General features: G+C 70.9%; 14 protein-coding genes. 8 read left to right on the top strand and 6 right to left on the bottom strand.

What is annotated here, in order from left to right; genetic code table 11:
- Positions 1–131 precede the first annotated feature (131 nt).
- The 3 genes from ACZ4TG_RS08485 to ACZ4TG_RS08475 all read left to right on the top strand — a co-directional run bounded on the left by ACZ4TG_RS08485 (position 132) and on the right by ACZ4TG_RS08475 (position 2206).
- Complete coding sequence (locus ACZ4TG_RS08485; RefSeq protein WP_468160729.1) at positions 132–701, top strand: helix-turn-helix domain-containing protein; 570 nt, start codon at positions 132–134, stop codon at positions 699–701.
- Positions 702–848: 147 nt separating this feature from the next.
- Positions 849–1757: a class I SAM-dependent methyltransferase gene (locus ACZ4TG_RS08480; protein ID WP_468160727.1), complete on the top strand. Its 909-nt coding sequence runs from the start codon at positions 849–851 to the stop codon at positions 1755–1757.
- 11 nt (positions 1758–1768) lie between these two features.
- Complete coding sequence (locus tag ACZ4TG_RS08475) at positions 1769–2206, top strand: glutaredoxin domain-containing protein (protein WP_468161426.1); 438 nt, start codon at positions 1769–1771, stop codon at positions 2204–2206.
- Positions 2207–2213: 7 nt separating this feature from the next.
- Here the strand turns inward: ACZ4TG_RS08475 and ACZ4TG_RS08470 are convergent, their stop codons facing one another.
- Together ACZ4TG_RS08470 and ACZ4TG_RS08465 are read right to left on the bottom strand one after the other, a co-directional pair.
- Complete coding sequence (locus ACZ4TG_RS08470; protein ID WP_468160725.1) at positions 2214–2627, bottom strand: hypothetical protein; 414 nt, start codon at positions 2625–2627, stop codon at positions 2214–2216.
- A 54-nt stretch (positions 2628–2681) separates the two neighbouring features.
- A complete protein-coding gene (locus ACZ4TG_RS08465; RefSeq protein ID WP_468160723.1) occupies positions 2682–3530 on the bottom strand; it encodes an alpha/beta fold hydrolase in 849 nt (282 codons plus the stop codon).
- Positions 3531–3608: 78 nt separating this feature from the next.
- On the opposite strand from ACZ4TG_RS08465, the gene ACZ4TG_RS08460 reads away from it, so the two are divergent.
- The 4 genes from ACZ4TG_RS08460 (at position 3609) to ACZ4TG_RS08445 (ending at position 6942) form a co-directional block, all read left to right on the top strand.
- Positions 3609–4211: a sigma-70 family RNA polymerase sigma factor gene (locus ACZ4TG_RS08460; protein ID WP_468160721.1), complete on the top strand. Its 603-nt coding sequence runs from the start codon at positions 3609–3611 to the stop codon at positions 4209–4211.
- 257 nt (positions 4212–4468) lie between these two features.
- A complete protein-coding gene (locus ACZ4TG_RS08455; protein ID WP_468160719.1) occupies positions 4469–5155 on the top strand; it encodes a ribosome-inactivating family protein in 687 nt (228 codons plus the stop codon).
- 192 nt (positions 5156–5347) lie between these two features.
- On the top strand, positions 5348–6175 hold the full coding sequence (locus tag ACZ4TG_RS08450) for a hypothetical protein (protein WP_468160717.1): 828 nt from the start codon (positions 5348–5350) through the stop codon (positions 6173–6175).
- On the top strand, positions 6172–6942 hold the full coding sequence (locus tag ACZ4TG_RS08445; RefSeq protein WP_468160715.1) for a class F sortase: 771 nt from the start codon (positions 6172–6174) through the stop codon (positions 6940–6942). Before ACZ4TG_RS08450 ends, ACZ4TG_RS08445 begins: the two co-directional genes overlap by 4 nt.
- A gap of 442 nt (positions 6943–7384) precedes the next feature.
- Here the strand turns inward: ACZ4TG_RS08445 and ACZ4TG_RS08440 are convergent, their stop codons facing one another.
- The 3 genes from ACZ4TG_RS08440 to ACZ4TG_RS08430 form a co-directional block, all read right to left on the bottom strand.
- Positions 7385–8002 carry a hypothetical protein gene (locus tag ACZ4TG_RS08440; RefSeq protein WP_468160713.1) on the bottom strand — a complete coding sequence of 206 codons (618 nt, stop codon included), beginning with the start codon at positions 8000–8002 and terminating at the stop codon, positions 7385–7387.
- A 223-nt stretch (positions 8003–8225) separates the two neighbouring features.
- Positions 8226–8828, bottom strand: coding sequence for a hypothetical protein (locus ACZ4TG_RS08435; RefSeq protein WP_468160711.1), 603 nt, complete (start codon positions 8826–8828; stop codon positions 8226–8228).
- Between the two features lie 148 nt (positions 8829–8976).
- A complete protein-coding gene (locus ACZ4TG_RS08430) occupies positions 8977–10260 on the bottom strand; it encodes a phosphatase PAP2 family protein (RefSeq protein ID WP_468160709.1) in 1284 nt (427 codons plus the stop codon).
- A gap of 395 nt (positions 10261–10655) precedes the next feature.
- Between ACZ4TG_RS08430 and ACZ4TG_RS08425 the strand changes: the two genes are divergently transcribed.
- A complete protein-coding gene (locus ACZ4TG_RS08425) occupies positions 10656–11912 on the top strand; it encodes a PQQ-binding-like beta-propeller repeat protein (RefSeq protein ID WP_468160707.1) in 1257 nt (418 codons plus the stop codon).
- A gap of 24 nt (positions 11913–11936) precedes the next feature.
- Here the strand turns inward: ACZ4TG_RS08425 and ACZ4TG_RS08420 are convergent, their stop codons facing one another.
- Positions 11937–12758 (bottom strand): YceI family protein, encoded by an 822-nt coding sequence (locus ACZ4TG_RS08420; protein ID WP_468160705.1) that lies wholly within the window; start codon positions 12756–12758, stop codon positions 11937–11939.
- Positions 12759–12893 lie beyond the last annotated feature (135 nt).

The raw sequence follows: 12893 nt of genomic DNA, 5'->3' as shown, positions 1-12893 counted from the left end.
ACCCCACTATCTTCGCCGACCCGTGCCAGGGTCGGACCATGCGGCTGACGACGTGGGCGGCCGGGGGTTGCTCCGGGCGTCGCGGGCACGACGACCAGCACGCCTTGCCGAGCGGGCATACGCTGTTGCGCATGACGCAAGACAACGGCGAGCTGGACAGCCTGGTACGCCAACGGATCCGCGCCCTGCGCGTGGCACAGGGCTGGTCCCTGGCAGAACTGGCCGCCCGAGCCCACCTCAGCCAGTCCACGCTCAGCCGCATCGAGAACGGCCGGCGCCGCCTGGCCCTGGACCAGCTCGTCACCCTCGCGCGGGCCCTGGACACCTCCCTGGACCAGCTCGTCGAGACTGCCGCCGACGACATCGTCACCAACCCGACGATCGACGCGGCCCATGGGCTCATGCGCTGGACGATGAAGGCGGACCCCGGCATGAGCATCGTGCGGCGGCGCATGACGAACCCGCCGCCCGACAGCCCCTCACGCATGCGCGCCCACCCGGGCCGCGAATGGCTCGTCGTCCTGTCCGGCACCGCGGTCCTGCTGCTGGGAAACCGCCGCATGCGCGTGGAGACGAACCAGGCGGTGGAGTTCCCCACGATGCTGCCGCACGCCATCGGCGCCGAGGGCGGACCCTGCGAGATCCTGGGCATCTTCGACCGAGATGCCCGCCGCGGCCACCAGAGCGGCGACGACGTCTGAGACCGGGGCGAACCGCCCGGTGACCCACCGGCGCCCACCGCCCGCCAGAGGCGGCCGCTTGCGCGTTCAGCAGCCTTTCCGGTCATCGTCTTGCGCACACCGGGAACCATGGGGCTGCGGCGGCGCGATGCTCCTAGCGTGGCTGTCATGACCCACGCCTCCCCACACGCGGCACACGATGGCGCGCACTCCGTTCCCCCGCACACCCCTGACTCCGACGGCCAGGCGCAGATCCTCGACCTGGACGCGGAAGTGCTCTCCGAGCACACGGCTTCCATCACCGCATGGCTTCCCATCGAGACGGGTCCACGCCACATCGTGGACCTGGGATGCGGGACAGGGGCCGGTACGTTCGCCCTGCTCGCGCGCTTCCCCGAGGCGCAGGTGACCGCCGTCGACGCCTCGGCCGGCCATCTGCACCGCCTGCGGGAAACGGCCCGGACGCTCGGTCTGGCCGACCGGGTGCGCACGGTGCAGGCCGATCTCGACGCGGACTGGCCCGAGCTCGACCGGCCTGAGCTGGTGTGGGCGTCGGCGTCGATGCACCACCTGGCCGACCCCGACCGCACCCTGCGCAAGGTCCACGGCCTGCTCGCGCCCGGGGGCCTGTTCGCCGTCGTCGAGCTGGCCCGCTTCCCGCGCTTCCTGCCCGACAACGCTCCGGAGGAGCGGCCCGGCCTCGAGGAACGCTGCCACGCCGCCCTCGCGGACCACCACGCCGAGCACGTGACGCACCGCGGCGCCGACTGGGGCTCCAAGCTGGCCGCCGCCGGCTTCACCATCGAGGGCGAGCGCACGATCACGGTGAACGTCGACGGCTCCCGCAGCAAGGCGGTCGGCCCCTACGCGCTCAGCAGCCTGAAGCGCCTACGCGCCGGCGCCGCCCACACCCTTGCCGCTGAGGACCTCGGCTCACTCGACCGGCTGCTCGACACGGACAGCCCCTTGAGCATCCTGCGCCGCGGCGATCTCGCGGTCCGCACCGAACGCACCGTGTGGGGTGCCCGCGCGCGCAGCGTCAGGCCCGTCGATCCGCCGAACCGACACCACCGATAGCCTGCGTGATCATGATGCGCGCTTGGATATTGCCGATGTTGCTCGGGGTCTGCGGCTCACTGGTCGCGGCCACGCTGGGCGTCAGGGGTTTCCCCGTCGCCGCCGCTGCACTGCTGCTGGTGTTCGTCCTGCTCGCAGGGCTGAACTCGCCGCTGGCGTTCCCACGGTCGATCGGTGCGGAGGAGGCTCAACGCCGAAGCACGGCCGACGGCCGACCGATCGTCTACTGGCGGGCGGGCTGCAAGTACTGCCTGCGCCTGCGGATCCGCCTGGGCCGCAGCGCGGGCGGCCTGCACTGGGTCGACATCTGGCGCGACCCGGCCGGGGCGGCGGCGGTGAGGGCGGCAAACGGTGGTGACGAGACCGTGCCGACCGTTGTGGTGGCGGGCCGGCCACACGTCAACCCCGATCCCGAGTGGCTGCGCGGACAGTTGCCCCCGTCCACGTGATCACCCCCTACGGGGCCGCAGGGCCGGAGTGCTCGGCTCTCACCGCGGCCGCCGCCTCCAACAGGGTCCAGCCGTCGACCTCCACCGTCCGCCGCTCTTCCGGCTGCCACCCGCGGGCCAGCGCCACGTCGAGCAGGGCCCGGACGGCGCCCGGCTCATGCAGGTTGAGGGACTCGCCCCGGGTGAGGCCCACGTCCCCGGAGCCCAGAGGGAACCCGCCCGGGACGAACCGGCCGGGGCCGTCGGCGAACACGATGCGCAGCCGGCCCGCGGTGCCGGCCGGCTGCGGGGACAGGGTGAGGGTCTGGCGGCAGTCCACGGACCGGCCGTAGTCGTCCGGACGGTGGCTGTGGCGCATCGTCCACATGTACAGGCGCCCGTCGACGACCAGTCGGCGCGGCTTCTTCGAACGGCGGGGCACAGAGCCAAGGATACGAGGCCCTCCGGATGGAGAAGCCTCCGGGCGGGGCCGCGATCAACCGGCATCAGCAGGCCGTGAAACGAGGAATGCCGCAGCGGCCGCGCCGAACCGGTCGGCGTCGTCGAGCCAGGGGTAGTGGCCCGCTCCCGGCTGTAGGACGAGCGTGGCATGGGGGAGGAGCGCCGCGAGTTCCGCCATGGCCGCAGGCGGGCTGTTCAGGTCGAACTCCCCTACGAGGACCAGGACGGGCGCCTCGAAGGCGCGGAGGGCGGCTCGCGTCGCCTCCGGGTCGAATGCCCCGTCGGCTCCGAAGAGAGCGACGGCCTCCTGGTTGCTCGGCCGGGCGGTCGCGTGATGTTTGCGCGCCTCGGTGTCCCACCGGCCGTAGAAGAACGGATTGATGGCCTCCCAATCGGTGCCCGTGCCCTGGATGATCGCCTCCAGGGCGGCGAACGCGGCCGGGAACCAGGGCTCGTTCGTCCGGCGCTGCGCCAGCTCCCGTCGCATCTCCCCGGTGACGGGTATGCCGACCGCTCGGGTGCTGGGGGTGATCAGGGCCAGCTTGCCGACCCTCTTCGGGTACCGGACCGCGTACTGGATCGCCAGGTTCGCACCGGCGGAGTGGCCCAGCAGATCCATGCGGGGGAGGCCGAGGTGTTCCCGCAGGGCCTCGACGTCGTCGACCAGGCGGTCGCAGCGGTAGGAGGAGGTGTCCTCGGGAATCGCGGACCGGCCGGTGCCGCGAAGGTCCAGGAAGATCAGCCGCCGGTGTGCGGACAGGCCGCCGAGATCGCCGAGGTAGACGGGGTCCGCAGGACCTCCGGGAAGGCAGATGACCGGGTCCCCGTCGCCGTGTGTGCGGTAGGCGAGCTGGGTTCCGTCGGGAGCGGTGAAGGTAGGCATGACGCCGGATCCTGCCAGTCATAACCTGGTTGTACAACCTGGTTATGGCGAGGGGGCGCGCGGGTGTATAACCGAGTCATGGAAGAAGGTGGAGCGAACGCGCATCAGCAGCCCGAGACGCTGACCGAGCAGCAGGCCGAGCGGATGCTCGCCGGCATGAACGAGGTCATTCGGGCCGGCGAGGAGATGCGGAAGCTGCGCGCCGAGATGATCAAACTGTTCGTCGGCTTCGGCTGGACCCAGGACAGAATCGCCCGGCTCACGGACATGAGCCAACCCGCCGTGTCCAAGCAGGTGACGAGGTACAAGACCGGCGAACCGCCGGCTCCGATGGGACTCGCCCTCGACCAGCGCGACGTACCGTGGCTGGAAGGGCGTCTGTGGGGCCTGGCCGAGGAGATCTCAGAGACCTGCGACACGGCCCGCTGCACGCGCTACGTCAACGCCATCGCCCGAGGGAAGAAGCGCCTCACACCCCAGAACGTCGACGAGTTGAGACGCCTCCTCGAAGAGGACCTGCGGCTCCACCAGCGTGAACTCCCGAGCGCCTACCGGGACGCGTACGACGAGATCAGCCGCGGCCTCGACGTCCCCTCGAAGGCCACCTCCCCGGCACCGGCCTCAGTACGCCGCGCTCTCGCCTCTCAACTCCAACGCGACCGGCTCCGGAACGACGCCTGACCCCTGCCCCCTGACCTCGCACACGAACGGCCCTGCGCGCCCCTCCACCCCGCGGGGGCCCGGCCGCCGGATCTGACCACGACCGGGTCCGGATCGTCATCCACGCAGGACCGCGGGATGAGTTCTTAGCATCAGAGGGCAAGTATTCCCTCCTCCGTCGCACGGGCGGCTACAAAGAACCGGACCGAACCAGGCCCGGCGACACGGATGAGGAATGCCGTCGTCGATCGGGGCCGTGTCGAAGGCGGTGGTGTGTCATGCGCGAGTTCATCCGGATCGAACCGGCTGAGGTGGAATCCCCTCCGGGGAGCCCGAGTTCCGAGCTTCTCCACCTGACGGATTCCGTCGTACTGAATCCCGTGTCGTTTTCCGTGGAGGACGCCTCGGTGGAGGAGTACCGGCTCCTTGTCGCTGCCATCCGGTCCAGAGCGTTGGAGGCGCCGTGGTTTCCCAGGAAGGCGGCGCGCGGGGACGGAAGGGTGCGTCACCTGCGTTACCTCCCCGTCAACATTCACCTGAGAGGCCTGTCCATAGAGATCTACATCGAGTTCTCCGCACAGAACTCGGACGTTCGCATCGTCGGGTTCCGCAACACCTTCGAGGACGGACAGGCCCCGCCCGAAGCGTATTTCCGTCACGTGCGGGACTCGGTCGCCCCACCGGGAATCCCCCGAACGGCAGCCTTGCCGTTCGGGGGAGACCCCTCCGCCCTTGAAGCGGCGGCCGATGCCGGGCGAACCGTCCTTCCCCTGGGGCGCCGCCCCATGATCAACGCTGTCATCTGGTTGCATCGGAACAGCGATCCGAAGTGCACCGCACGCGGGATTCTCGTGATGTCGGAAATGCTCTGCGCGGCTGCCCGCTCGCCCCTGCTGGCAGACGATGTGTCACGCATCTGGATGACCGGCGGACCGCTGGCCACCGCGACGTGGGCGGCCGCGTAACCAGCGGACCACGAATTCCGTGTTTTCAGTGGTCGGGACGAAGGATGTCGCCCTCCGGAAAATTCTTCGAAGAAGCACCAATCCAACGGCGTTGGTGCCCCGAAGAAGGAGCGAGATCCTCTCCAGGAGATCACCTCACCCCCGTACGATCTGTGGTTCCCGCCCCTGGGAATCCACGGAACAGGAGCGAATGTGACAGTCAAGCGCGCTGGTCGCCGTCTCGTGGTACTCGCCGCCGTGCCCGCCGCCGTGTTCCTGACGCTGGGCCTTTCGGGCCCGGCTCTCGCCGAGGGCGGGAAGGCGTACCAGATCGACCTGGCGCAGCTGAACGAATCCGGTTCCAGAGGCACGGTCATGCTCAGCCTCAAGGGCAATCAGCTGACCGTGCAAATAGAGTCCGAGGGCATGGTGCCCGGACAACCGTCGGCCCAGCATCTGCACGGCTCGACCAAGGGGCACGACTTCCACTGCCCGGACGCCAGTGACGACACCGACGGCGACGGAATCCTCAGCAACACCGAGGCCACCGTCGACTACGGCGACATCAACATCTCGCTCACCACGTCGGGGGACACCAAGGCGACCAGCGGTCTCGCAGTGGAGCGCATGCCCGTCGTGAACAATCAGGGCAAGCTCTTCTACCAGCGGACGATCACCGTCGGCCAGGACGTGGTCGACCACATCAAGGACCTGCACGTCGTGCAGCACGGCATCGACCGCAACTACAACGACAAGTACGACTTCGACGGGGCCGGCAAGAGCGAGCTCGACCCGAAGCTGCCCCAGGAGGCCACTGCGCCGGCCAACTGTGGCGAGGTGAAGGGCGCGTCCGTGGGGTCCATTCCGGTCGGTGGCATCGAGACCGGCGGCGGATCTCCTCAGAGCGCGGCGGTGCCGGTGGCAACGATGGCCGGGGCGGCAGTCCTGGTGTACGCGGCGACGGCGGGCGCGATGGCCGTCGCGCGGAAGCGGGCCGCTGTGGTCCCCGGCCGTACGGGAACCAAGGAGGGGGCCGCGTGAAGGGCACTCAGGCCCCCGCACCTGCGGTGAACGCCGCATTGCCGCGCCGTCGCCGCAGCGCGGTTCCCCTCGCCGCCGCAGCCCTGGTCACCTTGCTCCTGGCGGGGTGCTCCGGCCAGGACACGGCGGCGCCCCCCGCCCCCCAGGGTCAGCCCCCGCGGAGCGGGGCACCGGCCGCCGCACCCGCCGGAGGAACTCCCACCGGGTCGGCGTCCGCCGGCGGCCACGACGCATCGTCCGAGGGCGGGGCACACGGCGGTACGGGCACAGGTACGGGGGCGGGTACGGGCGCGGGCCGGGCCGAGCCCGCCCTCGCCCGGTCCGAGCCGCAGAAGGTCACGATCCCGTCCCTCGGTGTTTCCAGCTCCCTGGAGACGCTGCGGCTGAACGAGGACGGAACCATGCAGACCCCGAAGGACCCGGGTCTCGCGGGCTGGTACGAGCCGGGGCCGACGCCCGGTTCCCAGGGGCCGGCCGTGATCGCCGGCCATGTCACATGGAATGGCGCCTCGGCCGTCTTCCAGAAGCTGAAGACCATGAAGGCCGGTGACCTCATCAAGGTGACCCGGCGGGACAACAAGACGGTCACGTTCACGGTCGACCGGGTCGCGGAGTACCCGAAGGACAAGTTCCCCACGCTCGAGGTGTACAAGAACCTCGACCACGCGGGCCTTCGCCTGGTCACCTGCGGCGGTGACTTCGACCCGAAGAAGCACTACTACGACAGCAACGTGGTCGTGTTCGCCCGCATGACGGGGACCGCATAACCAGGGCAGCGGGAAGCAGGATGACCACCGGTCAGCCGCAGGACACCACTGCGGCCGGCGGGTGGCATCGCTGCGCGGCGGCGATGGCCCGAGGGGAATGACCTCGTCCGGCGGGTCGAATCGGAGGGATCCGGCCCGCGCCCCGGCCGCATCCACGACTGCCGGGGCGGCCTCCGCCGCGCCGTCGCGCGGCACGGCGGCCGCGCCCGCAGCCGCCGCCGACACGCGGCCGATGGTGCCGCTCGCCGAACTGTTCCCGGCGGAGGTCAAGGGTGCCTCCGGCGCGACCTTCACCCGGCTGGGATCGACCGTGATGGAGTCCTGCACGGAACCGGACGGGGTCGGACCCCGGCCGGCCGCCATGATCGACGACAGCGCGGGCCGTGTCGGTCACCGCGGCGCCGGGCGGGAACGGAGCGTTCCCGCCCGGGCGGCACCGCGCTCAGTACAGCTTGTTCACCGCGGTCCGCAGGGTGTTCTTCCAAGCGGCCACGGGCGGATCACCCCAGTAGCTCTGCCACAGGACCAGCGTGACCGTCTCCCCGTCACGGCCCACACCCCACAGGTAGTTGAAGTCGGGGCGTTCGGGGAGGTTGGCGTTGAAGGTGTGCATCCCCTGGAGGGTGGCACCCTCCTCGACGTCCACCACCCCGTGGTCATATCCGGTCGCGGTCACCCCGGGCTCCTGCGGGCGGTTCACGCAGTCTGCGTAGCCCTGCCGGGCCCTGGCCGCGAACGCGATGGCCTCGGCCTCCGTGGCGAAGACCACCACCTTCTGCTGGGCGAACGCGGTCTCCGCGGTGGTGAAATCCCGGTTCCAGACATTCACCTCGGGCGGCTCGGCCGGCCAGCCCGCAGGGCAGACGTACTCGTCGCCCCAGCCCCGCGAGACGGGTGCGGCGCGCCACGACTCGGTCTTGGGCAGGTCGGAGATGTACAGGGTCCCCGGCCTGGGGCGCCATTGGTCGGCGCCGGCGGCCGGGCCCGAAGCCACCCCGATCGCCAGCACCGCGGCCCCCACCACGACGCCGCCCCCTCGGATCCGTGTACGTACCCCCATGGCTTTCCCTCTCCCCGTGTACGTCTCGTTCGCGATGCCCCGCCCCGGAAGGGACGAGCCTGCTCCAGCGTGGAGTGCGTCAGTCCCGACGGCCGGATCTTCGTTCACAATGACCTGAAATCCGTCTCCACTGACCGAAAACGACAAACACTGCCAAAGGGGAGCCGTGCCCTCCGGACACGGCGGGGTGTGGGCAGCCCAGGAGGCGAGGTGATCCGACGCTCTAGTACGGGCCGCCTCGGAAGAGCATGCTGCCGTGGTGGCGCGGGCGGTCGCCGCGTTCGTGGGCCGCGTCGGAGCGGTCGGCCGGGCTCGAAAGCCGGGCAAGCGCGCGGAGGGTCGCCAGGCCGGCCAGCACCTCGTCACGACGCTGCGCGGACTTCATCCAGGCCGGCAGCCGGGCGAACATCGCCATCGTCGGGGAGGCGTGACGCTCGCGTAGCCGGGCGCCCACATAGGCGGCGATGGCGTCGACGTGCTCCTCGTCGTAGGCCCACAAGATCCGTCCCGCACAGCGGGTCTGGAGCCAGAGCGGCCGGTGGAAGAAGGGGTCCTCGGTGCCACCGACCACCGCGCCGACCAGACCGGCGCCCCGCTCCTGGGCCGTCCAGTCGGCGACCGCGCCGCAGCCGACGCAGGTCAGGCGCCGGGGCTGGAAGAGCAGGGCACTGAAGTACTTCGGCGCCGCGAGGCCGGGCAGCGGCACGACGAGCGCGCGGCCACCGCACCTCGGGCAGACCACGAGCACCCGGCCGGTGAACTGGACGAGCCAAGTGCCGTGGTCGTGGTGGCGGACCGGTGGGGAGTGCGCGGGCTCGGAGCTCATGACGGACACCCTGCCAGGGCCGCCCCGATCCGGCGACGGCGGCCCTGCCGGCAGGCTCGCCCGGTGCATTCTGCCGGTGGAGGCCGCTCCCGACGCCCGGGCTCAGGGGCGTCCGCGCCCCGTCATCCGGATCGGACCGGACATCGGCTCACACCAGTTCGGGCTGCGGTTCGCGTCGTGGTTGCGGCAGGTGCGCCGACGCGGCCTCGCGCTCCCACAGCCTGGTGGTCCGTACGTAGCCGTACACCACCGAGGCCATCGCCAGAATGATCAGCGGCCCGAACACCCACGGAAGCCCGGCCATCTCCATCGACAGATACCGGTACGACGCCACGAGCGCGGCGAAGACGGTGGTGCCGTAGACGACCAGCTGGATTCCCGGCCGGTCCCAGCCGCGGTCGAACGAGCGCAGAGCCGTCTCGATCGTGACCGTGAACACCACGCCGGCGACGATGTCGGCGCCGTAGTGGTAGCCGAAGCCCAGCGTTGCGCCGAGCGTGGCGATCAGCCAGAACGCGCCTGCGAATCGCAGGACTCTGGGGCCCTTGCGGGAGTGAATGAAGATCGCGGTGGCCCACGCCGTGTGCAGGCTGGGCATGCAGTTGCGCGGGGTGTCCTCGTCGAAGGGCATCGGCTGCGGGGTGCCGATCTGCGGCGGCGTGTCCGGCCACAGGTTGGCCACCGCCCACTGTCCCCCGTCGGCCCCGTAGGCGAAGATCGGTCCGACCACCGGGAAGATCATGTAGATGCCCGGCCCGAGCAGGCCGATGACCAGGAAGGTGCGCACCAGGTGATGGCTCGGGAAGCGGCGCTCGACCGCCACGTGGCGCAGCTGGTACAGCGCGACGACGACCGCGGCCACCGCGAGCTGGATGTAGACCCATTCGAGAACGTGGGCGCCGACCGTGCCGGTGGCCGCGACGATCCGGCCCGCCACCCACGACGGGTTGCCCAACGCGTGATCGGCGGTCGCCACGTACTGGTCGAGCACCGTCGGGCGGGTCTTCGCCGTGATCAGCAGCCAGGTGTAGCCGGTCTTGCGGCCGGCCACCAGCAGGAGGGCCAGTCCGACGCCCTTCAGCAGCAGGACGCGTTCCCGGCCGGTGCGGCGCGTGAGCGCGATGACGGCACAGGCCAAGGTCACCCACAGCGCGCCGTTGCCGAACATCATCTCGGCGCCGACCAGCCACCGCACGAGCCAGAAGACGAGGTCGATGCCGATCGCGGCGCCGACCGCGAGAAACCGCTGCCGCCAGGTGAGCACCACCATCACCAACGCCATGCTGACGTACAGCACCGTCCCCGATTTGGGGGCGAATATCACCTCTCGCGCCTGGTCGGTGATCGGCCCCGACTCGCCGTACCGACGCCCGGCGATCTCCAGCGCAATCAGGAATCCGAGGGCCACCACACCCACCGCGACCCACAGCATGACGCGTGGTTGACGCCCTGCAGCCGACCGAAGGCTGCCGTTTATTCGCGAAAACACACGCGTTCCCTTAGATGTCAATGTTCAGCCGGGTAATCGTATTTCAACATGATGGTTACGAGCTCGAACATGTTAGCGGAACGGGTGGGTTTGGCTGATCGCGGGTACGTCGAAACAGTCGAAACATCTGTCACGATGCGGCCACCCGGACCGGTAGGGGGCAACGCACGGCTTACGGTGGTCCCTCGCGTTCGGCGGGGGGAGCCGTGATGGACCGAGGTATTCGAGGTATTCGAGGTATTCGCGCGGGGCTGGCAGTTCTGGCGCTCGTCGCCGCCCTGGCGGGCTGTTTCGCACCGTCGCCACCGAGTTTCGGCGACGGCACGTCCGAGCGGGTCGTGTCCTGGCGCGGCGCGCTGCCGGTGGCGCCGGGCCCGGACGGCACCTGGGTCCTGCACCAGGACTCCACCGGGATCTTCGGGCAGGGAACGAAGCTGGCCCGCTTCCCCGACCGGCCCCCGGTCGAAGAGGGAGCCGCCGCGACCGGCAAGCTGAAGGACGGTGTGGTGCCCGGCTGGAACGCCGTGTTGCCGCCGGAGTTCGCACTCACCTCCAAGGTCCCCGGTGCACCGAACTCGGCCCTCACCGACCCGGGCAGCAGCTCGATGGTGGTGCTGCTCGGAGGCCGCCCCGGCCGCACGGGCCCCACCGACGTCGCCCGCGTCGACAGTGAGAACGGAAGCCTGGCCTGGCGGCACGAACTGCCGGACGGAGCCGTGGTCTCCTACTCCAGCGCGGGCGCGGGCTCACTGCTCGTGGAAGCCGTCTGCCTTCCGGACGGCTGCCGGCTCACGGGCTGGGACCCGTGGTCAGGCCGCCAGCTCTGGGATCGTACGGAGCCGGGAGCCACCTCCGTACTGGACGGCTGCGGCCGCGACGCCCTCTTCCGCGACAGGCACCGGTGCGAGGCCTACCTGGTGTCGGGCGACCGGCTGGCCCGGATGAACCCGGAGACGGGCGAACCGCACTGGGTGGAAGGCCTACGGCTGCCCGAGGGCCGCATCGACCGGGTGGGTCTCCAGGCCGACAGCCGGCTGATCGTGGCGACCGCGCCGGCGGCGGGCGACTGCCGGGCCGCGCTGGTGGGGAGCGCCGTCACCTCCGGCACGGGCGACGCGGGCTGGCGCCAGGACGTCACCTGGGATCAGCCCGAAGCCGCCCGCGACCCGGCGAGCGGATGCCGCTGGGACCGCACGGCGCCGCTCGACGCGGGGCACAACCTCGTGGTCCCGGACGTCCAGGGGGCGTACGTCCTCGACCCGTACTTCGGCACCCTGCGACCCGTCTCGCGCCTGGCCCCGGGGGAGTACCCGGTCCCCGACGCGGGGAGCACGATCGTGCGCGCGCCCGGCCGGGCCGACCGCGACCTGCACGACCCGGCCCGGCCGGTCCGCCCGTCCGGCCTCGGGCCCGGGGCGGTCATGGTCGGCGACGGGGTCTGGCAGGACGGGCGGCACCTGAACCTGTACGGCCCGGACGACCGGGTGCTGTGGCGAGCCGAGTCCGCGTGCCGGGCGAACTTCACACGGTACGGCGCACTGCGCTACTGCGACGGCGGTGAACTCGTCGTCCTCAAGCCGGTCGCCCGGAAGTGACCGCCCCACCGCGTCCGGCGCGGGCTACGGCTGGGGCAGGGCCTCGCCCTGGACGGCCTGGATGTCCAGTTCCACCTTCAGGGTCGCGCCGATGGCAGCGATGCCCGCCTGGACGACCTGGTTGTAGTTCATCGCGAAGTCCTCACGGTGAAGCTCGGCGGTGGCACGGAACGCGGCGCGTGTCCCGCCCCAGGGGTCGGCTCCCGTGCCGAGGTGGGCCAGGTCGAGGTCGACCGGCCGGGCCACGCCGTGCATGGTCAGCTCGCCGTGCACCGTCCAGCGGTCGGAGCCGGCCGGGGTCACCCCTGTGGAGCGGTACGTGATGTCCGGGTAGGCGTCCACGTCCAGGAAGTCCGGGGACCGAAGGTGGCTGTCGCGCACCGCGTTGCCCGTGTCGATGGAAGCGGCTCTGATCACCGCGGACACACGGGACGCGGTCGGCTCCTGCGGGTCGATGTCGATCCGACCGTCGAAGTCCGTGAACCGGCCGTGCACGCTGGAGATCCCCAGGTGCCGGGCGACGGCGCCCACGGACGAATGAGCGGGGTCGATCGTCCACGGCCCGGGCGGCGGCAGCTCGCTGCCGCCCTGCCGGGCGAGGACCACGCTGCCGATCTCGGCACGCCCGCTCGCCGTGACGAGGGCGCTCGACGCGGCGGGCGCGTAACCGAGCGCGGTGACTATCACGGTGTACGGGCCCGGTGCGAGGACCGTCGCGTCGTGCACCGCGCCGTCCCCGTCGGCCTCTGCCCGCACGACCTGTGCACCCGTCATGTCCGTCACCGTGACGACCGCGTGGGACAGGGCCCATCCGTCGCGGGTGCGAATTCGTGCTGTGAGTCCCATCCCGTTTTTCTCCCTGCGAAAGCTTCTCGAACCGACCTCGGGGGGCGAGGCGACCGGGCCGTGGGGGGGGGGGGGGGGGGGGAAGGTGTACCGCCCCGTGCGATCCCCCCCTCCCGCGGGGGCGGGGGCGGGGCC

The sequence above is a fragment of the Streptomyces sp. NPDC028314 genome (genome assembly GCF_055565795.1).
This window is presented reverse-complemented; position numbering and strand designations above follow the sequence as displayed.

Excerpts from the sequence above, each read along its gene's own strand:
- ACZ4TG_RS08485 (WP_468160729.1), top strand. The coding sequence starts at position 132 with ATGACGCAAGACAACGGCGAGCTGGACAGCCTGGTACGCCAACGGATC.
- ACZ4TG_RS08480 (WP_468160727.1), top strand. The coding sequence starts at position 849 with ATGACCCACGCCTCCCCACACGCGGCACACGATGGCGCGCACTCCGTT.
- ACZ4TG_RS08475 (WP_468161426.1), top strand. The coding sequence starts at position 1,769 with ATGATGCGCGCTTGGATATTGCCGATGTTGCTCGGGGTCTGCGGCTCA.
- ACZ4TG_RS08465 (WP_468160723.1), bottom strand. The coding sequence starts at position 3,530 with ATGCCTACCTTCACCGCTCCCGACGGAACCCAGCTCGCCTACCGCACA.
- ACZ4TG_RS08460 (WP_468160721.1), top strand. The coding sequence starts at position 3,609 with ATGGAAGAAGGTGGAGCGAACGCGCATCAGCAGCCCGAGACGCTGACC.
- ACZ4TG_RS08455 (WP_468160719.1), top strand. The coding sequence starts at position 4,469 with ATGCGCGAGTTCATCCGGATCGAACCGGCTGAGGTGGAATCCCCTCCG.
- ACZ4TG_RS08440 (WP_468160713.1), bottom strand. The coding sequence starts at position 8,002 with ATGGGGGTACGTACACGGATCCGAGGGGGCGGCGTCGTGGTGGGGGCC.
- ACZ4TG_RS08435 (WP_468160711.1), bottom strand. The coding sequence starts at position 8,828 with ATGAGCTCCGAGCCCGCGCACTCCCCACCGGTCCGCCACCACGACCAC.
- ACZ4TG_RS08430 (WP_468160709.1), bottom strand. The coding sequence starts at position 10,260 with ATGCTGTGGGTCGCGGTGGGTGTGGTGGCCCTCGGATTCCTGATTGCG.
- ACZ4TG_RS08420 (WP_468160705.1), bottom strand. The coding sequence starts at position 12,758 with ATGGGACTCACAGCACGAATTCGCACCCGCGACGGATGGGCCCTGTCC.